General features: G+C 39.4%; 20 protein-coding genes. 10 read left to right on the plus strand and 10 right to left on the minus strand.

Going from position 1 to position 19,330, the window contains the following annotated elements:
• Nucleotides 1–303, minus strand: a 303-nt coding sequence (locus CL42_RS17380; protein WP_212771589.1) for a hypothetical protein, incomplete at its 3' end; no start/stop codon positions are given.
• A gap of 371 nt (nucleotides 304–674) precedes the next feature.
• Entirely contained in the window at nucleotides 675–1,799 is a 1,125-nt protein-coding gene (locus tag CL42_RS01350; RefSeq protein WP_035264120.1) for an endonuclease/exonuclease/phosphatase family protein, read from the minus strand.
• 186 nt (nucleotides 1,800–1,985) lie between these two features.
• Between CL42_RS01350 and asd the strand changes: the two genes are divergently transcribed.
• The 4 genes from asd to truA all read left to right on the plus strand — a co-directional run bounded on the left by asd (nucleotide 1,986) and on the right by truA (nucleotide 7,135).
• Nucleotides 1,986–3,104: an aspartate-semialdehyde dehydrogenase gene (asd, locus tag CL42_RS01355; RefSeq protein WP_035264122.1), complete on the plus strand. Its 1,119-nt coding sequence runs from the start codon at nucleotides 1,986–1,988 to the stop codon at nucleotides 3,102–3,104.
• Between the two features lie 284 nt (nucleotides 3,105–3,388).
• A complete protein-coding gene (locus CL42_RS01360; RefSeq protein ID WP_035264126.1) occupies nucleotides 3,389–5,314 on the plus strand; it encodes a hypothetical protein in 1,926 nt (641 codons plus the stop codon).
• A 37-nt stretch (nucleotides 5,315–5,351) separates the two neighbouring features.
• The gene (locus tag CL42_RS01365) at nucleotides 5,352–6,329 is read left to right on the plus strand and encodes an asparaginase domain-containing protein (RefSeq protein WP_035264356.1); all 978 of its coding nucleotides are present in this window, start codon (nucleotides 5,352–5,354) and stop codon (nucleotides 6,327–6,329) included.
• Nucleotides 6,330–6,337: 8 nt separating this feature from the next.
• On the plus strand, nucleotides 6,338–7,135 hold the full coding sequence (truA, locus tag CL42_RS01370) for a tRNA pseudouridine(38-40) synthase TruA (RefSeq protein ID WP_035264128.1): 798 nt from the start codon (nucleotides 6,338–6,340) through the stop codon (nucleotides 7,133–7,135).
• 47 nt (nucleotides 7,136–7,182) lie between these two features.
• Here the strand turns inward: truA and CL42_RS01375 are convergent, their stop codons facing one another.
• A complete protein-coding gene (locus CL42_RS01375) occupies nucleotides 7,183–8,190 on the minus strand; it encodes an AraC family transcriptional regulator (protein ID WP_035264130.1) in 1,008 nt (335 codons plus the stop codon).
• A 228-nt stretch (nucleotides 8,191–8,418) separates the two neighbouring features.
• On the opposite strand from CL42_RS01375, the gene infA reads away from it, so the two are divergent.
• A complete protein-coding gene (infA, locus tag CL42_RS01380) occupies nucleotides 8,419–8,640 on the plus strand; it encodes a translation initiation factor IF-1 (RefSeq protein WP_004692529.1) in 222 nt (73 codons plus the stop codon).
• 331 nt (nucleotides 8,641–8,971) lie between these two features.
• Nucleotides 8,972–9,289 carry a hypothetical protein gene (locus CL42_RS01385; RefSeq protein ID WP_143047400.1) on the plus strand — a complete coding sequence of 106 codons (318 nt, stop codon included), beginning with the start codon at nucleotides 8,972–8,974 and terminating at the stop codon, nucleotides 9,287–9,289.
• 27 nt (nucleotides 9,290–9,316) lie between these two features.
• Here the strand turns inward: CL42_RS01385 and leuB are convergent, their stop codons facing one another.
• The 5 genes from leuB to leuC form a co-directional block, all read right to left on the minus strand.
• Entirely contained in the window at nucleotides 9,317–10,396 is a 1,080-nt protein-coding gene (gene leuB / locus CL42_RS01390; RefSeq protein ID WP_035264143.1) for a 3-isopropylmalate dehydrogenase, read from the minus strand.
• 30 nt (nucleotides 10,397–10,426) lie between these two features.
• The gene (locus tag CL42_RS01395; protein WP_035264152.1) at nucleotides 10,427–11,005 is read right to left on the minus strand and encodes a hypothetical protein; all 579 of its coding nucleotides are present in this window, start codon (nucleotides 11,003–11,005) and stop codon (nucleotides 10,427–10,429) included.
• Nucleotides 11,006–11,102: 97 nt separating this feature from the next.
• Nucleotides 11,103–11,753: a 3-isopropylmalate dehydratase small subunit gene (gene leuD, locus CL42_RS01400; protein WP_035264160.1), complete on the minus strand. Its 651-nt coding sequence runs from the start codon at nucleotides 11,751–11,753 to the stop codon at nucleotides 11,103–11,105.
• A gap of 18 nt (nucleotides 11,754–11,771) precedes the next feature.
• A complete protein-coding gene (locus CL42_RS01405; protein ID WP_155756938.1) occupies nucleotides 11,772–12,101 on the minus strand; it encodes a hypothetical protein in 330 nt (109 codons plus the stop codon).
• Nucleotides 12,102–12,113: 12 nt separating this feature from the next.
• A complete protein-coding gene (leuC, locus tag CL42_RS01410) occupies nucleotides 12,114–13,562 on the minus strand; it encodes a 3-isopropylmalate dehydratase large subunit (RefSeq protein ID WP_035264359.1) in 1,449 nt (482 codons plus the stop codon).
• Nucleotides 13,563–13,796: 234 nt separating this feature from the next.
• Between leuC and CL42_RS01415 the strand changes: the two genes are divergently transcribed.
• Both CL42_RS01415 and CL42_RS01420 read left to right on the plus strand, forming a co-directional pair.
• On the plus strand, nucleotides 13,797–14,033 hold the full coding sequence (locus CL42_RS01415; protein WP_035264169.1) for a DUF2061 domain-containing protein: 237 nt from the start codon (nucleotides 13,797–13,799) through the stop codon (nucleotides 14,031–14,033).
• A gap of 131 nt (nucleotides 14,034–14,164) precedes the next feature.
• On the plus strand, nucleotides 14,165–15,022 hold the full coding sequence (locus CL42_RS01420; protein ID WP_035264171.1) for a LysR family transcriptional regulator: 858 nt from the start codon (nucleotides 14,165–14,167) through the stop codon (nucleotides 15,020–15,022).
• 70 nt (nucleotides 15,023–15,092) lie between these two features.
• Here CL42_RS01420 and CL42_RS01425 read toward each other — a convergent pair whose 3' ends face one another.
• Nucleotides 15,093–15,344 (minus strand): DUF2789 family protein, encoded by a 252-nt coding sequence (locus CL42_RS01425; protein ID WP_035264173.1) that lies wholly within the window; start codon nucleotides 15,342–15,344, stop codon nucleotides 15,093–15,095.
• A 185-nt stretch (nucleotides 15,345–15,529) separates the two neighbouring features.
• Nucleotides 15,530–16,180 (minus strand): HAD family hydrolase, encoded by a 651-nt coding sequence (locus CL42_RS01430; RefSeq protein WP_035264175.1) that lies wholly within the window; start codon nucleotides 16,178–16,180, stop codon nucleotides 15,530–15,532.
• Between the two features lie 183 nt (nucleotides 16,181–16,363).
• On the opposite strand from CL42_RS01430, the gene CL42_RS01435 reads away from it, so the two are divergent.
• Together CL42_RS01435 and ptsP are read left to right on the plus strand one after the other, a co-directional pair.
• Nucleotides 16,364–16,834 carry an RNA pyrophosphohydrolase gene (locus tag CL42_RS01435; RefSeq protein ID WP_035264177.1) on the plus strand — a complete coding sequence of 157 codons (471 nt, stop codon included), beginning with the start codon at nucleotides 16,364–16,366 and terminating at the stop codon, nucleotides 16,832–16,834.
• Nucleotides 16,835–16,932: 98 nt separating this feature from the next.
• Nucleotides 16,933–19,227 (plus strand): phosphoenolpyruvate--protein phosphotransferase, encoded by a 2,295-nt coding sequence (ptsP, locus tag CL42_RS01440; RefSeq protein WP_035264179.1) that lies wholly within the window; start codon nucleotides 16,933–16,935, stop codon nucleotides 19,225–19,227.
• Nucleotides 19,228–19,330: the final 103 nt, after the last annotated feature.

Here is a 19,330-nt window from a genome sequence, read left to right on the forward strand (position 1 = left end):
TTTAGCTTCTTTAGCTTCTTTAGCTTCTTTAGCTTCTTTAGCTTCTTTAGCTTCTTTAGCTTCTTTAGCTTCTTTAGCTTCTTTAGCTTCTTTAGCTTCTTTAGCTTCTTTAGCTTCTTTAGCTTCTTTAGCTTCTTTAGCTTCAGTGTTCGCGACCTGTTCTTGAGATGCAACCGCATCCATCATTTTTTCATCAGCTTCTTGTGCAAATACGCTGGTGCTCATTAGTACATTTAACACAACGATTGAAGCGAAGGATTTGCTTGTAGTTATGTCTTTCATATTTTTAAGAAACAAACTCATACCCCATCTGCTCAATATTTTCATTTTGGCAAATCATAGCATTAATAAAAGATTAGAGCTGAATAACGAGATTTAATTCATTCGACCTGTATGCATTTAAACGTTTAAATCCACCATAAACTAAACCCGAGTTCTACATCCTGTAAAACTCGGGTCGATGAGGTTGTGCTTTTCAAAAATCATATTATTGTTTTATTGGCTTTCCTTTCCTACATCATCTCCATGATGATTTTCCGTCGGCGTCGTCTTCCATATTGGGATCATTCCATTCCCACTCCCTGTGCCGATAAGCTTAGATTACGCTTAAGCTCGCTTCGTGACTATGGGTCAACAGACACATTCATTGTAAGCAATTTCTTACACGCATCCATTCACACTTGTTTGCCATCTTTATAATCTTGCGCAATTTCATCTGTCACTTGTTTCTCTTCTTTCTCAGCTTTCGCAATACCTTCTTGAATCGCCTCCTGAGCCTCTTGCTCATCAGCATCCGTCTGTTCTAATTCTTGCTGTACTTGCTCAAATTGTCGTCCAGTTTGTAAAACAACGTACACAGGAAAGTGATCCGAACCAATATGCGGTAATCGCTCCATTTTCACCAAAGCAAAATCAGTGCTGTGGAATACATGATCGAGTGACCATCGTAATAGCGGATAGTCCGCATGGAAGGTATTGACATAATGACGTCCAACACGCGGGTCTAACAAACCACTGATACGTTGAAATAGTCGTGTGGTACGAGACCATGCCACATCGTTTAGATCTCCCATGACAATGCAACTTTCATCCAAGTCTTTAATTTGATCACCGACAATCAACAATTCAGCATCACGTAATGTCGAGTCTTTGGCTTCAGTTGGACTCGGCGGTTTGGGATGTAAACAATATAATTGAACAGGCTGTCCAGAACGTAATTTCACTGTGGTATGAATAGAAGGAATCTCATTACTCAGTATGAATTTGACTTCGGTATCACTCAATTCCAACTTACTGTAGAGATGCATTCCATAGAGATTATCTAAAGGTACTGGAACACGATAAGGATAATCCGCTTCGATGACTGAAAGTTCATTCTGCCAGGTTTGGTCTGTTTCAAGCGTCAATACGATATCGGGTTGATGCTGATGAATCTGTTCAATCAAACGATGATATTCTGTATTTGGTGTTAAAACATTCGACACAATTAAAGAGATTTGCTTTGATGGATCAAGTTGATCTGGTTGGACCTGTTTCACCTGTTTTTTCCAAATTAAGGTATAAGGCAAGACCATCTTCAATTGATATGCTAATGCAGCAATTAATCCAACAAATATGACTTGGCGTCTTAAATCCCATTCCCCATCCCAAATCAACAGGAGGATAAATGCGATAAAGCCTAGGGCTAAAATTTGTAGTCTTGGAAAATCGGCACCTCGAAACCACCACTCATCACGCGGAATCAAAGACCAAAAACTTAACCAAATCACAACAACAGCCAGTATCTCAATCCATAGCATAGCGCTTCTCTTTATATATTCTTAATTTTTCGATGATTCATAAATTTATATTAGTTTTGCATGTAACATAAACAAGATATATTGCACAATATATTTGCTGTTTTGATTGTGTACCACTTGCAGTTATACACTCTTTTGATACACTCGAACCCCCTTTTTTATTTTAACGCACCGAGGCAAAGTGACATGAAAGTAGGTCTGGTCGGTTGGCGCGGGATGGTTGGTTCCGTCCTTATGCAACGTATGGTTGAAGAGAATGATTTCGCTCATTTTGAGCCATTCTACTTCTCTACCAGTAATGCAGGTGGTGAAGCCCCTGCGTTTGGTGGTAAAACTGCCCCAGCACTTATGGATGCGACAGACATTAATAGTCTGAAGCAAATGGATGTCATTATTACCTGCCAAGGTGGTGATTATACCACTGAAGTTTTCCCTAAGTTGAAAGCTGATGGTTGGAATGGTTACTGGATTGATGCTGCATCTACATTGCGTATGGACGATGAAGCCATCATCGTATTAGATCCAGTCAACATGAATGTGATCAAAGACGGTTTGGTAAAAGGTACGAAAACATTTGTGGGCGGTAACTGTACTGTTTCATTGATGTTAATGGGTCTTGGTGGTCTGTTCCAAAACAATCTTGTTGAATGGGCGACTTCAATGACTTACCAAGCTGCTTCTGGTGCGGGTGCGCAAAACATGCGTGAACTCATCACAGGTATGGGCTATTTGTATAACAATACAAAAGATCTATTAGACGATCCACGTTCTCCAATTTTAGATATCGACTCTAAAATTGCTGAATTACAGCGTGGTGAAGGATTCCCTTCAGCAAACTTCGGTGTACCTTTAGCAGGTTCTTTAATTCCTTATATCGACAAACAGCTTGAAAGCGGTCAATCGAAAGAGGAATGGAAAGGTCAAGTTGAAACCAATAAGATTCTTGGTAATTCACAAATTGTACCTATTGATGGTCACTGTGTACGTATTGGTGCAATGCGTTGTCACTCACAAGCATTGACTTTAAAACTTCGTAAAGATGTTCCTTTAAATGAAATTGAAGACATCATTGCAAGTGCAAATGACTGGTCTAAAGTTGTGCCGAACACACGTGAAGCATCAATGACTGATCTTACACCTGTTGCAGTAACTGGCACGCTTACAGTTCCAGTAGGCCGTTTACGTAAACTCAATATGGGTAAAGAGTATTTAGGCGCGTTCACTGTTGGTGACCAATTACTTTGGGGTGCTGCTGAACCTTTACGCCGTATGCTACGCATCTTGATTGACTATAAAAATGCTTAATATTTAATAGTCACTTCAATAAAAAGCCGGTCTGATTAGATCGGCTTTTTTTATGCAATTTGAATTGATTAGAGCTTGGAGTGCTATTTGAAAGGAAATATTATGACATCGATACAAAAAACAGTTAAATTACAATCTCATCACTTCTTATTTCGAACATCTTGATCGATACATAATGATGAACTGAGAATATAAAAAATCGAGATTAAAAACAGTCCAATATTTCGAGCACTCAGGTATTAGATTTGCAATAAATTCATTGAATTCAATGAAGGGGAAAAATTATGTTGTATGTCATTCCATTTGTCGTCTTGCTGTTAATCGCACTGGTGCTCAAAAAACGTGAGGATAAACAAAAAAATGGTGACACAGGATCAACAAAATCTAAAAAAAATGTGAGTGTAAAACGCGCTAAGAAAAGCCCCAAAACTCGTTCCACCCCACAACAAGCCTATTCACAGCACGGTCATGGCGCACCACAAGACTTAAGTGCCGAACCAGTGGCTGATGAACTTAAAGCCAGTATTGAATACTTAATTCAATCAGAAAGCTATATGTCAGCCGAAGCAAAAATCAATCAAGCATTGAATCGCGATCCTAGACAACATGAGCTTTACTCGTATTTGATTGATATTCACATCTTACAGAATGATGAATTTGCTTTAAAACAATTAAGTAATTATTTACGCTCCACTGGATTACATTACATTGCGGATGAAGCTGAAGACAAACTTAAAGCTGCAAAAGAAGCGGAACGGAATAAAGAAATTGCGAAAGAATCACGGGATATATCGAACTCCGAGAATCAGCCTCGTCATGCTGCACAGTTTCATAGCACCAGTTTTATAACTGAAATTCCTGCAGTGCAATCAGAACAAGCTTTTGATCATCTCATCAAGTCTCAGGATGAACAACATAGCTCTCAGGAAAGCACACCCACTGAAACAAATGAGACCACAGAGCAATCTTCTCTTCCTTCTCAAAGCTCAACATTTGTGTTTGAAACAGAACAATACCCACATCCCTTACAAGCCAAAGAGAAGAAAAGCACCCCTGAAGAAGAAAATGAGCATGTCTCTGCTGAACCTACTGCTCATTTTGTATTTAGCTCAGAACAGCTGGATTTAGCAGAAGAGTTTACGCTCAATAAAACCAATGAAGAAATCATTGACCAGCTCCCTTCTGATCAGGCTGAAAATCAGCAGGCAACTGAACAACAGACTCCATCGCAAAACGAGCATTTTGAACTCGATTTTTTTATGGAAGATACACCGCAACCAACCTCACAACACCCATTCGAGCAAGATGATGAGAAGACTCCTGCATCAAAAGAGCAAACACCTTTAGAATTTATAACGACAGATTTAACTTTCGAGCCAAATGCTCAAACACAGACTGAATCTGAAACAACCAATCAATCGACTGAAGATCGCGCACCCTTAGAATTTGATTTAGACTTCACCAGTTTTCAGTCTGAAAATAAATCACAAACAGAATCAGTGCAGTCGACCGCTAGAGAGAACCGTGCTTCAGAAAATGAGTCCATCCAAAATCTCGACTTCACACTTGATTTGAGTCAAGAATGGGGTGAAAAAACAGATCTCCCTCATTCAGCACTGAGTTCTTCTCCATCAGAAAAAAATCTACAAGAACTGAATATTGAAATCGATCCATTGGAATTTAACTTTTCAGATCAATCGGAACAGTCTCATTCTCAAACAACAACATCCAAGGATGAACTCACTTTTGATCTTTCAGATGATTTTAACTTTGATGCTGAAACATCTAGCTCAGCAAAAGTTTCAGAGCAAAGCGTGAATGATCAGATTTTAGATTTTGTAACTTTCGACTTTGAGGAAAATCTTAATTCAAAATCTACAATAGAAAGCTCAATTGAAGCGACAAACGAGTTTAATTTTGACCTCAATTCTTCAGATGAAAACGTGGATGTGCAACAGAGTCATTCGCATGAAACATCTGCGATAAAAATGAATCCGAATCGTCCTGATGATCCTCTTGTACAACGTTTTCCTGAATTACTCAATGTTGATGAAATTCAACTTAACTTAGATTTAGCGGATCAATACATTAAATTTGGCGCGTTTGATGAAGCAGAAAAATTAATTACGGAATATGAATCGCATTACAATGACGAACAAAAAATGCGTGCAGCAAAACTCCGAGAGAGCATGGAATCTGATTCCAATTAATCTTAATATGAAGCAGTCTAATCAGGCTGCTTTTTTTATGAGTTCAAAAATAGCTTTAATCTATATGGGTGGTACATTTGGTTGCGTTGGTGAACCTTTAGCGCCTATGCCTGCTGCCGATTTTTTCCCGCAATTAAAAGAAATTTTGCCCGTTCAAAATCCAATAGAGCTTGTTCAGGCTCATGAGATTAAAGACAGTAGTGCATGTACGGCGCGTGATTGGTTGCTGTTAATCCAAAAAATTCAACAATTGCAAGCTAAACAATTTCAAAATTTTATTGTCATTCATGGTACCGATACCATGAGTTATGCTGCGGCTATTCTTTCTCGATTTCTCCATGATACGTGTCGAGTCATTATCACAGGTAGCCAATTTCCTCTGCTCAATCATGCAGCGACATCTTTGCATCCATCGAGCGATGCTTTAGATAATCTGAATCATGCCATCCAATATATGGAAAATGTGTCTGATGGTGTTTACTTATGCTTTAACCATCAAATTTTTCATGCCAGAACTGCAGTCAAGACTCATCGCACGGCACTAAATGCATTTTGTGGTGAAGCATTTACAAATGTCATCAAGCCCATATCAAGTTCTTTTGTCGACATTACTGAGCAACATATTGAACGCTCGACACAACTCAATATTGCGAATCTGAGTCTTCGCCCCATTGAAATCAAATTATTCAATCAGCATTTAACGCGTTTTATCGACAACTCGCCTCATGTACTCATACTTCAAGCATATGGAACCGGTAATTTAGCAATTAATGCGGATACCACAGATATTTTGAAGCAGCTTCGTGCCTTAGGCTGCCATATTGTATTAAGTAGTCAGGTCATGTTTGGAGAATTAGATCAACGCTATGCAATTAGCAGTTGGATTAAAGCATCTGATATTTTGATCGACGATACACTCAGTGATGCCGATCTTTATGCCAAAATTCTAAAAATGTATTTACAATACCCCTCCACAGATCAATGGTTACAGCATTGGTATGATTCATCAAATTAGAGGTTCAAATGCCACGTTTTGCAATCGGAATTGAGTTTAGTGGCGTTCGTTATCGAGGTTGGCAAACACAGCAACCAGGCGTGCCGAGCGTACAAGAAACCATGGAAAAAGTGTTGAGCAAAATTGCTGATGAACCCATCATTTTGCATGGTGCGGGTCGAACAGATGCAGGTGTTCATGCCACAAATATGGTGGCTCACTTTGACACAAATGCAATACGTCCAATTCGTGGCTGGCTTATGGGGGCTAACAGTACACTCCCTAAAGATATTGCCATCCAATGGATTCAAGAAATGGATAGCGATTTTCATGCACGCTTTAAAGCGCAGGCTCGCCGTTATCGTTATGTCGTTTATAACAGCCCCATGCGCCCTGCCTTACTCCACAAACAAGTAACGCATGCTTATTACCCACTTGATGTAGATAAAATGATTGCTGCAGCCTCAAAATTTGAGGGTACTCATAACTTTGAAAGCTTTAGAGCTGCTGCGTGTCAATCCAACCAGCCTGTACGCCATGTGAGCCATTGCAAACTCATCAAACACGGTGCTTACCTCGTTCTAGACATCCAAGCAGATGGTTTTTTACACCACATGGTTCGCAATATTATGGGCTGTTTACTGGAAATTGGTCAGGGGATGTACGACATTGACCATATCGATGAAATATTCGCAGCAGAAGACCGTAAAGCAGCAGGGATCACAGCACCACCTGACGGCCTTTACTTTATCCAAGCACACTATCCTGAAGAGTTTAACTTGCCTAAAGTGCCGCTAGGCCCTCATTGGTTAAACATGCCTGAATAATTTTTTATTTTGAATTGAAAAAAATCCCTTCATAAGAAGGGATTTTTTTAGCGCTGTTTACGCTTACGATATTCAACAGGTGTCTCATTGGTCCATCGTTTAAAGGCACGATAGAACGTACTTGGTTCTGAGAAACCCGTCAGATAGACAATTCTCTCTACGCTTTCATTGGTGTTTGCCAAAAGTTTTTTAGCTAAACGACAACGATAGTCAGATAAAATTTGCTGGAAGCTTGTATTGGCTTCACTGAGCTGTGTTCTCAAACGACGTGGGGTGATATTCAACTGAGCTGCCACAGTTTCTAGCGTTGTTTCTCCACTCTCAAGTGTAGAACCAATGGCACGGCGCACCTCACCCACTAAATCGTATCGAGCCAACTCCTGTAATTTTTCAATCGCCAACTGCTCATGCAGTTGAAGTAATTCTGGCTCGGCTTGCCAAAGCACATAATCTAAAATTGCAGGATCAAAATAAAGTCGCGTTTCTTTTTGGCCTAAACTTACCGGGCACTCATATACACGGAAATACTCATCGTCTGAAGCACCCTCGCTAAAGTTAAAATCGATATATATAGGTTGAAATCGACCTTCAGTAATAAATTTGAAGAATCTTAAAATGCCTGAAATCGCGCACTCAGAAAAATGACGATTGACTAGGTTTTCAGAGAAAGGTTGTTCACCATTGGTTAGGTAGCAACGATCATCTTCAATAACTAATTTGGCATGAAATGCATCACTGATTAGACGTTGATACGCTAAAGCCCTTTTCAGGCCTTCGCCAAAATTTTCAGATGAAATAAAAAGATGTTCAATCACTTGACCACGATAAAGTGGTAAATGCTCACCTAAATGTAGACCAATGTCTGGATCTTTACTGACTTCTTCGGCAGCAACCCAGAAAGCGTACTGCGCGCTTAAAGGCGTACGCGCATTTTGATCTACTTGATTTAAGGCTACACCCGCTTTTGTTAAAATTTCTTCTGTGGGCAATCCAGCACGACGAATTGCTTGATAACCTAATCGTAGAACAACCGAAGCATCAGTTAGCTGACTCACGCAGTGCCCTTCCTTGTATGTTATTAATATTTACTTAAAACTTATGAATTAGATTACAGTCGATTGACCAAACTGACAACATAGTTAAGCATTTTTTTGTTTAAAAATTTTATTTGTTTGTTCGACAAGTTTGACCATAGAAACGCCGACTGAACTTGGTTTAACCTTGTTTTTTTCTAAAATTTTGCCTATAATTTGCGCCTTTCCAATTTGATCATCAGGTAGGCTATGGCCAATAAAGAGGAACTTATCGAGTTCGAAGGCGTTGTCACCGAAACGCTTCCTAATACTATGTTCCGTGTACGTTTAGAAAACGGTCACGAAGTAATTGCACACATTTCTGGTAAAATGCGTAAACACTATATTCGTATTTTGACTGGCGACAGTGTTAAAGTTGAAATGACACCTTATGACTTATCTAAGGGTCGCATTACTTACCGTGCACGCTAAGTGTTAGTAAGCGAAAAGCCACATTGAGTGGCTTTTTTTGTTTTTGTACTTTTATTTTATGAATCGCATAGAAAGTTCATTCAGCTAAATCAATCGCCTGTCTTTGTGATAAGAGACAAATTCAGATATATAGAATAATTAAACTCACTATTTATTCATTTACTATCCAATCATATATACCAACAAAGCCCATTTGCACATTCAATCTAAAAAATCGTCGTACTGCCCCACTATTTCGTGCACTAAATAAATTGTGTTTTTTGCCCATCTGCATATTTACACTTTTCCTGTTTACGGCATGCCAAACAGCAAATTTTCAGAACAAAAAAATATGAATACTTATGTTTCACAATTTGTAGGACAAGATATCCAACATATCCGAGAAACTACCGAGTTGAATTCTTTTAACATTAAGCTGAAGCCCAATCTTGAGATTCGAGATGATCGATCCATTTTCACCTTTGAACGTATAGTCAACACCTCGATTCCAATGGGAAATTCGATGAGAGATGAAAATAGTTTTATGATTCCTGTATGGACAGCTTCAGCAAGTCAGTCATACGGTAACGTAATGACTTGCTCAAGTGTTTTTAGCTTAAAAAAACAATATCGCTTTCAAAAGCTCGGCAATAAAAAACGCAGCTCATAGGCTGCGTTTTGAATGAATCAACTGAAATTAGTTAAGCGCTGCAACAACTGCTTCACCCATTTCAATTGTCCCAACCTTCTTCATGCCTTCAGACATAATGTCAGCTGTACGTAAACCTTGGTCTAAAACATTCCCTACTGCATCTTCAATCGATTTTGCTGCAGCTTCTTGACGGAACGTATATCGAAGCATCATTGCAACAGATAAAATTGTTGCCAATGGGTTTGCGATATTTTGACCTGCGATATCTGGTGCTGAACCATGACAAGGCTCATACATCCCTTTACCATTTTCATCTAAAGAAGCTGATGGCAACATACCGATTGAACCAGTCAACATCGCAGCCTCATCAGACAAGATATCACCGAACAAGTTACCTGTTACGATCACATCAAATTGTTTAGGTGCACGAACCAATTGCATTGCTGCATTGTCGACATACATATGTGACAAGTTAATGTCAGCATACTGTTCAGCATGCAACTGAGTTACTGTTTGTTTCCAAAGCTCAGTGACTTCAAGAACATTCGCCTTATCAACTGAACACACTTTACCACCGCGTAGTTTCGCCATTTCAAACGCCACTTTAGCAATACGTTTGATTTCTGACTCTGCATATACGTCGGTGTTAAAGCCTTGCTTCTCACCATTCTCTAATTCACGAATACCACGTGGTTGACCGAAGTAAATACCACCAGTTAATTCACGGACAATTAAAATATCTAAGCCTGAAACAATTTCAGGTTTCAAACTTGAAGCATCTGCCAATTGAGGATACAAGATCGCTGGGCGCAAGTTAGCGAAAAGGTTAAGTTCGCTACGTAATTTCAATAAACCACGCTCAGGACGAATTGAGCGCTCAATTGTATCCCACTTCGGACCACCAACAGCACCTAACAAAATCGCATCTGCTTTTTTTGCTTGTTCAGAGGTAACTTCTGGATAAGGTGAACCATGCGCATCAATTGCAGCGCCACCCAATAAACCTTGTTCCCATGTTAAATCTAGATTGAATTTTTCATTGACACGGGTGAGGACCTGTTCAGCTGCTTTTACAATTTCAGGACCAATGCCGTCACCAGCTAAAATCAAGATTTGTTTAGACATGAGATTTTCCATTTGTAAAGTTAGTATGAACTAACGTGTTTTTAAATTTTTTTGTTCCACAAACTCACCTAGTCCATTGAGAACATTATAGGGTTTGCAGAAACGGCGAATGGTTTGTTGCTCTTGCAACAAGTCAACACATAATGGCTCTGGTGCAGAAGCATCAAGTAAACTTTTTTTCCCACTGCTTCGATCTCTAAACATTACAAATCGGTAATCTTTTTTTGCTTCGAAGCGATGGATGACATTAATAGTTTCTGCTTTTTCCTCTGAAATCGGATAAAAGCGAACCACCACCTCATGCAGTCCAGCAGGAACTGAAAGATATAAGGCTTGCGGATCTTTCAAAGAGTCAGCATTTAATCGCACCATACCTTGCTTGATCGCACGCTGATCTAATCTTCGAGATTGAGCATCAACAATGGGATGCTCATCGAATCTTTCAAACTCACAATTCAACGTTCCTGAGCAATAAATCAAAGCATGATTTCTGGTTTCAGGCGTTTCTTTAATCTTTTTCAGTTGTAATCGGTCTACGGTCTGACAAGCGGATAAAACGGCGACAGACAATCCGAAAAACGCATAGCGTAATAAAACTTTTGCCTTCATTTGTGCCCAACCTCACCAAACGGCGCAAAACTAAAAGAATAATTTTGCACCGATATTAGCAAGACTTGAATCAGAGCACTATAGCTTTAAGTATCAGTTACGCTTTGATTTCTTGGAATACCCATGGGCGAACAGCTTTAGTTCTTTCCTCATAAGCACGAATGTCTTCTGCCGCTTGTAACGTTAAACCAATATCATCTAAACCATTCAACAAACAGTGCTTTCTGAATGGATCAACTTCAAATTTAAATGCTTCGCCTGTAGGCGTACGCACTTCTTGTGCTTGAAGATCAATCGTTAACTGATAACCTTCTTGTGCTGCACACTCTTTAAATAATTGATCAACAATCTCTTCAGACAAGATCACTGGTAACATGCCATTTTTAAAGCTGTTGTTGTAGAAAATGTCTGCATAGCTTGGTGCGATTACGGTACGGAAACCATATTCTTCTAAAGCCCATGGCGCGTGTTCTCGGCTTGAACCACAACCAAAGTTGGCACGTGAAATCAAGATTGAAGCACCTTGATAACGTGGTTTATTCAACTCAAAGTCTGGATTCAAAGGGCGTTTTGAGTTGTCTTGCCCCAAATAGCCTTCATCTAAATAACGTAACTCATCAAACAAATTCGCGCCGAAACCTGTACGCTTAATTGATTTCAAGAACTGTTTTGGAATAATTAAATCTGTATCGACATTGGCACGGTCTAAAGGTGCAACGATACCTTGTTCAACGGTATATTTTTTCATGATTACTACCTAATGGAATCAAGACCATGTTTCACAAGAACTATCATATCTAAAATGTATAAAATTAACTTTTAACAGTTCAACTTTATCTTTTAAATATTTGTACTCCACATGGACTCCATTTTCTTTATGATCAAATTTAATGAGTGCAAACAGTTCATCATTTAAATAACAAGACCAACATGCCATAGCTGGAAATGAATAGTGTTTTAAAATTTCATTGAAAAACTGTTCACTCTGTTCATATTTTACAATGTGAGTCTGTAACAAATGAGGAGCATTTACATCATCCCCCATGCAAACTGAGTCTCTAGTCAGTGAGCATTTCACTTCAGTTACATAACTCATTTCTAGGTTTGCTTAGAACGTACGCACATCTACAAAGTGACCTGCAATTGCCGCTGCTGCTGCCATCGCTGGACTCACTAAATGCGTACGACCACCATTACCTTGACGACCTTCGAAGTTACGGTTTGATGTTGATGCACAGTGCTCACCCGGTTGTAATTTGTCTGCGTTCATTGCTAAACACATTGAGCAACCCGGCTCACGCCATTCAAAACCAGCTTCAATTAAGATTTTATCCAAACCTTCAGCTTCTGCTTGTGCTTTGACTAAGCCAGAACCCGGAACAACCATCGCTTGCTTAATCGTGCTTGCAACTTTTTTGCCTTTTGCAACTTCAGCTGCCGCACGGATATCTTCAATACGAGAGTTGGTGCAAGAACCGATAAATACGCGATCCAATTTAATATCAGACAATGCTTGACCCGCGGTTAAGCCCATATATTGATAAGCACGTGTCCAATCGTTACGTTGTACATCATCTTTTGCTTGTTCTAATGTCGGTACTGCTTGAGATACAGGAATCACCATCTCAGGAGATGTACCCCAAGACACTTGTGGCTCAATCTCTTCACCTTGTAATACAACAACTGTATCAAAGTGTGCACCCTCATCAGAATGTAAAGTATTCCAATAAGCTACAGCTTGATCCCACTGCTCTCCTTTAGGTGCGTATGGACGACCTTTTACGTATTCAATGGTTTTTTCATCAACGGCAACCATACCTACACGGGCACCGCCTTCGATTGCCATGTTACACACCGTCATACGACCTTCGATCGACATATCACGGAATACTTGACCACCAAATTCGATGGCATGACCTGTACCACCAGCTGTACCGATTTTACCGATAATCGCTAAAACCACGTCTTTTGGTGTTACGCCTTGACCTAATTTACCGTCAACACGTACCAACATGTTTTTCATTTTCTTTTGAACTAAGCATTGCGTTGCCAATACATGTTCAACTTCTGATGTCCCAATACCGTGTGCCAAGCAACCAAACGCACCATGCGTCGCTGTATGAGAGTCACCACAAACAACCGTCATACCCGGTAAAGTTAAACCTTGCTCAGGTCCAACAACGTGTGCGATCCCTTGACGGACATCGTTGATATCAAACTGTGCAACATTAAATGTTTTACAGTTATCATCTAAAGTTTGCACTTGGATACGTGAAGTATCATCTTCGATCCCCGCAATCCCTTCAGAACGCTCTTTCGTAGACGTTGGTACGTTATGGTCAGGAGTTGCCACGTTTGCACTTAAACGCCAAGGTTTACGTCCTGCAAGTTGTAAGCCTTCAAAAGCTTGTGGAGAAGTCACTTCATGCAACAAGTGACGATCGATATAAAGTAAAGAAGATCCATCATCGCGTTGTTTAACTAAATGATCGTCCCACAATTTATCGTACAACGTTTTTTTTGTTTGAGTTTCTGCTTTTTGGGTTTCGCCTGCCATGTCGATTTGCTCCACTGGACTGGGTAATTCTGTCATTAATTACGATTATAACGGCCTATTCACATAAATCTAATTTATCATTTTTATTAGTTTAAAAACTTTTTAGAATCAATTTAAACACAAAAACCATCTATAAAAACGATTAATTTAAAAATAATATTCGCTTTTACAGATTAAATAAGAATGCTTATCATTTTAACATCTCCAAGATCACCACCAACTGAGGATGTTCACATGGCACATATTCAAAAATTTGTTGAAGATAATCAACGCATGTTCAAAAAAACATTAAGCTACTACATTATGCACATTACGGTAGCCATGATTGTAGGCTACCTTGTCACAGGCAGCATTTGGATGGCAATTACTTTAAGTTTACTTGAGCCTACTGTACAAGCCGTGGCTTATTTCATTCACGAACGCGTGTGGGAGAAAAAAACGATACAACAGGAAGAAAATATCGTCGCATAGTTTCACCTGTGATCCTCCTCATCTAAGCCGCACTATGCGGCTTTTTTTGCAACAGTTTATGAAGAATTACTTCGCAATAGATATAAATTTATTTTATAATTAAATAATATTTTCATAACCGAGTTTAAATTATGAATCTTGCTGCCTTTGAAGCTTTTATAAAAGTCATGGAAACGGGTTCGATTTCTATGGCAGCTGATCAACTATTTATCACTCAGCCCGCTGTCACCAAACGTATTCATAGTTTAGAAGATTATTTTGGTGTCAAATTATTTGAATCTGCTGGCCGAGGTGTACAAGCCACCCATGCGGCTCATTCCCTGCTTCCTAAAGTTAAAAATTGGTTAAATGAACTAGGTGATATTCATCACACCTTAAGCCACGACCAAAATCAGATTAAAGGAAAGCTTAAAGTTGGTACCAGCCATCACATTGGATTACATCATTTACCGCAACATTTAAAAAGCTATGTTCAGCAATATCCTGATGTGACATTAGATGTGCATTTTGTAGATTCAGAACAAGCGCATGAAAAAGTGTTAGCCGGTGACCTTGAACTGGCATTCTTAACCTTACCCCCTGTCCTAGATGAACGTTTAAAATATGTTCCTTTATGGAGTGACCCTTTGGTTTTCGTTGCTGCAGTTTTTCATCCATTGGCAAATATGAAAAATTTAAGCCTTGAAGATCTCATGCAGTACCCAAGTTTATTACCTGCAGCTCAAACATATACAGCGCAGATCACCCTTGCAGAATTTGAAAAAAATGGATTAAAACCTAAAGTGTCCATGAGCAATAATCCGCTTGAATCCATTCGCATGTTGGCTTCTATTGGGTTAGGTTGGTCTGTCCTGCCAAGTACTTTAGTCAATCAAGACTTGGTCAGACTGGATATTAATTTAGAAATGCAGCGTCAATTGGGTATGGTTTGGCATCCGGGACGCACCCAATCTAAGGCTGCCAAGGCACTGGTTGATTTAATGAAATAATTTCGGCACTCGATATTTAAAAAGTCATCTAATAAGATGACTTTTTACTTTATTAAGACAAGTGAGCTACTTAAGCTTTTTTCTTCAATGAATCTTCATGTAAAGACTCATTGAGCTGATCGATAATTAATGCCCATGAACCATCTGAACATAATTTTTCTTTCAAAAATTGACGTTGACCTTCAGACCAAAAACTTGCTTCAGTCAAAAAGGTTTCAGCTTCTAACTGATGTGTTTCAATAAATTCTGCAATAGCTTGCTCGCTAGAATCCAATCCTAATTGCTCAAATAAGTTGGTCATTCTTGGCTCTGCATTTAGCATCGTGTATTCCTTATGATTTTGATTAATTTTAAGTTAGTTGTTTGCGCATAAGGTATCACCAAGCGATGAAAGCGTCTGTAAATTTATGCTGAATTTCATCTCAAGTTATTTCAATGCTGATCAATGAAAAAAAGCCATTGATACAATGGCTTTAGCAATGATTTAATTTTGAGAATAAAACTGTCTTAAATGGACCAGTCTTGGATATCCCAACCCTGCTCTTTAGCCAATGCTTCAAGACGCTCATCTGGATTGACTGCAATCGCATGATCCGCATATTCCAATAAGAATCGATCGTTAATGGAGTCTGAATATGCCCATGATTCAGTAACGTCTCGTCCCTCGAGCCATTGATCTAATCGTGCCAATTTACCTTTTTGATAACACGGAATATTAATGACTTTACCCGTATATTTACCATCAACCACTTCTGCATTGGTTGCAATAATTTCTGTAATACCAAATTCACGAAAAATAGGTGCAGTAATAAAATCTGATGTTGCGGTAATCCCTACTAATTGATGCCCAGCATCTTGATGACGTTGAATCGCTTTATAACCTTCAGGACGCATTTGAGGTCGAATCACTTTTTGCATAAAAAGCTGATGTAAGTCGGTCAAATACTCATTGTCATGTTGCGTTAAAAATTCAAATACAAATTCGTTGTAGGCAATTGGATCAAGTTGTCCTGCTTTGTAGTCTTCATAAAATTTGTCATTCATGGCGCGATGTCGAACTGGATCAACCAAGCCTTCATTGACTAAAAACTCACCCCAAGAATGGTCAGAGTCGGTATTTAACAAGGTGTGATCTAAATCAAACAACGCCAATTTCATGAAATTACTCGTTCAAACTGAAATTTAAGAAAAAAAATGTAAATCTATTTCCGCTAGTCGATAGAAATTCGTTAAGATCATAGCAATTTTAAAACATTATTACTTTGAACTTTTCGAGTTGGGCATAGAGAGTGGATGCCCCCGAACCCAAAGTCAACGAATTTAATAAATTTTAGGTGCCAAATGATCGACTCAGAAGGTTTCCGACCGAATGTCGGGATCATTTTGGCAAATGATATTGGACAAGTTTTATGGGCAAAACGCATTGGTCACAATGCTTGGCAATTTCCTCAAGGAGGCATCCAATTTGGTGAAACTCCAGAACAGGCACTTTTCAGGGAACTCCGTGAAGAAGTCGGGTTATTGCCGGAGCACGTCCAAATAATTGCTCAGACCGAAGGTTGGTTACATTATCGTTTGCCACTTCGCTACATCAGATCAGATTCTGATCCTGTGTGTATCGGACAAAAGCAAAAATGGTTTTTATTGAAATTAGTCGCGTCAACGAATCATATTCAGTTGAACTTAAATGATCCGCCAGAGTTTGATCAATGGCAATGGGTCAGCTATTGGTATCCACTAGGCCAAGTGGTGAACTTCAAAAAAGATGTTTACCGTCGTGCCATGTTGGAATTGTGTATGCATCTGCCATAGCATGATTTATATTAAACATTGAATTTAAATGTTTGATTTTTATTTCGACTATTTGAATAATCACCATAATTACATCCCTTTAAGAGGAGCACCGCTACATGTCGAACATGCAATTAGACTCTTTACGGCGCATTGTCCAAGAAATCAATGCGTCTGTCAGTTTGCATGATTCGTTAGAAATTATGGTCAACCAAATTTCTGAAGCAATGCATGTAGATGTGTGCTCTATTTATTTACTTGATGAACGTAACCAACGTTACGTTCTGATGGCTTCCAAAGGCTTAAATGCTGAATCTATTGGCAATGTCTCACTGCAGCTGGGTGAGGGTTTGGTCGGACTCGTTGGGCAACGCGAGGAAATCGTCAATATCGAGAATGCGTTTAAGCATGAGCGTTTCGCATATTTCCCAGAAACGGGTGAAGAGATTTATAACTCTTTCCTTGGCGTTCCTGTTATGTATCGTCGAAAAGTCATGGGTGTTCTCGTGGTTCAAAATACTGAACCACAAGACTTTAGCGAAGCTGCTGAATCGTTTTTAGTCACACTTTGTGCGCAACTTTCTGGCGTTATCGCCCATGCGCATGCAGTTGGAAATATTGATGTTTTCCGTAAGCCAAATAATTCTCCAACCTATAAAACATTTCAAGGATCATCAGGTGCAGGTGGTATTGCATTAGGTCGTGCACTTATTCTTTATCCACCCGCAGATTTAGGTTCAGTACCTGACCGCGAAGCTGAAGATATCAGTGAAGAGCTTGAATTACTTGATCATGCAGTTGATTCAGTTCGCCAAGAAATTCAATCACTTGATGATAAAATGCAAGATTCTTTGATGTCTGAGGAACGTGCATTATTTAGCGTATTCTTGAGAATGTTGGATGAGAATGCCCTGCCTGCTGAAATCAAAGAGTTAATCCGTGATGGTCACTGGGCTCAAGGTGCAGTTAAACACGTTATTGATCGTCATGTGGCAATCTTTGCACAAATGGAAGACGATTATTTACGAGAACGTGTTGCAGACCTAAAAGACCTTGGGCGACGTATTTTAGCAGCACTTCAAGAAGATGATCTGAGTCATCGTGAACTGAGCAATGACAGTATCATCGTGGGTGAAGAAATCAGTACGGCAGCATTGGTTGAACTTCCTGTAGATAAGATTGCAGCGATTGTGACGTCTGAAGGGGCTGCCAATTCACATATGGTGATTGTGGCACGTGCTTTGGGTATCCCCACAGTTGTTGGTGTCACCGAACTTCCGGTGACTACCCTTGATGATGTGGAAATGATTGTTGATGCCTATCAAGGACGTGTATTTATCAATCCACCACGTCGTTTACGTCAACGTTACCGTGACATCCAAAAAGAAGAAGAACAAATCGCCAAAGATCTTAAACAGTATGAAACCAAAGATGCCATCACTCCTGATGGTGTTGCAGTACGCTTATTTGTGAATACAGGTTTAATGATTGATGTCGTGCGTGGTGTACAACGCGGTGCCAAAGGTGTCGGACTCTATCGTTCAGAAATTCCATTTATGTTGCGTGATCGTTTCCCGGGTGAAGAAGAGCAACGGGCGATTTACCGTCAACAACTTAGTCACTTTGCCAATAAACCAGTCGTGATGCGTACTTTGGATATTGGTGCAGATAAAGATTTACCTTATTTCGAAATAGAAGAAGAAAACTCAGCATTAGGATGGAGAGGGATTCGTTTTACCTTGGATCATCCTGAGATTTTCTCTTCACAAATTCGTGCGATGTTAAAAGCCAGTGTCGGCTTGAATAATTTGCATATTTTGCTGCCAATGATCACCAGCGTCAGTGAAGTAGAAGAAGCGCTTTATATTATTGAGCGTGACTTAGCTGCGGTTCAGGAAGAAGAACAAGTTAAAATTAATCGTCCTAAGATTGGCATCATGGTGGAAGTACCTAGTGTTTTACTCCAAATTGGTGAGTTTGCAGAATTAGTTGATTTCTTCTCTGTGGGTTCGAATGATTTAATCCAATATTTGTTGGCAGTCGACCGTAATAACCCACGTGTATCGAGTGTTTATTCTCACTTCCATCCCTCAGTGCTTCGAGCATTGCAACGCTTAGTTCAAGAGTGTCATAAATATGACAAACCTGTCAGTATTTGTGGTGAAATGGCTGGCGATCCACTCTCAGCAATTTTACTGATGGCAATGGGCTTTAATACGCTTTCAATGAGTTCGAGCAATATTCTCAGAGTCCGTAAAGCAATTTGTCATGTTCCAATGGTCGATGCGCAAACACTTTTGGATGAAGTGGTGAAAATGAGTAATCCACTCATTGTGAAAAGTTGGATGGAGTATTATTTCCGTCATCATGGTTTAGCGGATATGGTGAAATCGAATCGTATTGTAAATGCCTAATATGAATCTCGGTTTAAGCAGAGAAAGAGCTGAGTAACAACATAATCAATTGGCTTTTTTTTTAATCTTCATGTTGATCGTAGCGATCTCGGTAATTCTATTT

Origin of the sequence: Acinetobacter sp. Ver3, from assembly GCF_000632455.1 — a bacterium.
Taxonomy (GTDB): domain Bacteria; phylum Pseudomonadota; class Gammaproteobacteria; order Pseudomonadales; family Moraxellaceae; genus Acinetobacter.

What these genes read in the sequence shown, in the direction of transcription:
- CL42_RS01425 (WP_035264173.1), bottom strand. Translation starts at nt 15,344, where the DNA reads ATGCTAAATGCAGAGCCAAGAATGACCAACTTATTTGAGCAATTAGGA.
- leuB (WP_035264143.1), bottom strand. Translation starts at nt 10,396, where the DNA reads ATGTCTAAACAAATCTTGATTTTAGCTGGTGACGGCATTGGTCCTGAA.
- leuC (WP_035264359.1), bottom strand. Translation starts at nt 13,562, where the DNA reads ATGGCAGGCGAAACCCAAAAAGCAGAAACTCAAACAAAAAAAACGTTG.
- CL42_RS01415 (WP_035264169.1), top strand. Translation starts at nt 13,797, where the DNA reads ATGGCACATATTCAAAAATTTGTTGAAGATAATCAACGCATGTTCAAA.
- infA (WP_004692529.1), top strand. Translation starts at nt 8,419, where the DNA reads ATGGCCAATAAAGAGGAACTTATCGAGTTCGAAGGCGTTGTCACCGAA.
- CL42_RS01365 (WP_035264356.1), top strand. Translation starts at nt 5,352, where the DNA reads ATGAGTTCAAAAATAGCTTTAATCTATATGGGTGGTACATTTGGTTGC.
- CL42_RS01385 (WP_143047400.1), top strand. Translation starts at nt 8,972, where the DNA reads ATGAATACTTATGTTTCACAATTTGTAGGACAAGATATCCAACATATC.
- CL42_RS01395 (WP_035264152.1), bottom strand. Translation starts at nt 11,005, where the DNA reads ATGAAGGCAAAAGTTTTATTACGCTATGCGTTTTTCGGATTGTCTGTC.
- CL42_RS01430 (WP_035264175.1), bottom strand. Translation starts at nt 16,180, where the DNA reads ATGAAATTGGCGTTGTTTGATTTAGATCACACCTTGTTAAATACCGAC.
- CL42_RS01420 (WP_035264171.1), top strand. Translation starts at nt 14,165, where the DNA reads ATGAATCTTGCTGCCTTTGAAGCTTTTATAAAAGTCATGGAAACGGGT.
- asd (WP_035264122.1), top strand. Translation starts at nt 1,986, where the DNA reads ATGAAAGTAGGTCTGGTCGGTTGGCGCGGGATGGTTGGTTCCGTCCTT.
- leuD (WP_035264160.1), bottom strand. Translation starts at nt 11,753, where the DNA reads ATGAAAAAATATACCGTTGAACAAGGTATCGTTGCACCTTTAGACCGT.
- CL42_RS01360 (WP_035264126.1), top strand. Translation starts at nt 3,389, where the DNA reads ATGTTGTATGTCATTCCATTTGTCGTCTTGCTGTTAATCGCACTGGTG.
- CL42_RS01405 (WP_155756938.1), bottom strand. Translation starts at nt 12,101, where the DNA reads ATGAGTTATGTAACTGAAGTGAAATGCTCACTGACTAGAGACTCAGTT.
- CL42_RS01435 (WP_035264177.1), top strand. Translation starts at nt 16,364, where the DNA reads ATGATCGACTCAGAAGGTTTCCGACCGAATGTCGGGATCATTTTGGCA.
- truA (WP_035264128.1), top strand. Translation starts at nt 6,338, where the DNA reads ATGCCACGTTTTGCAATCGGAATTGAGTTTAGTGGCGTTCGTTATCGA.
- ptsP (WP_035264179.1), top strand. Translation starts at nt 16,933, where the DNA reads ATGTCGAACATGCAATTAGACTCTTTACGGCGCATTGTCCAAGAAATC.
- CL42_RS01350 (WP_035264120.1), bottom strand. Translation starts at nt 1,799, where the DNA reads ATGCTATGGATTGAGATACTGGCTGTTGTTGTGATTTGGTTAAGTTTT.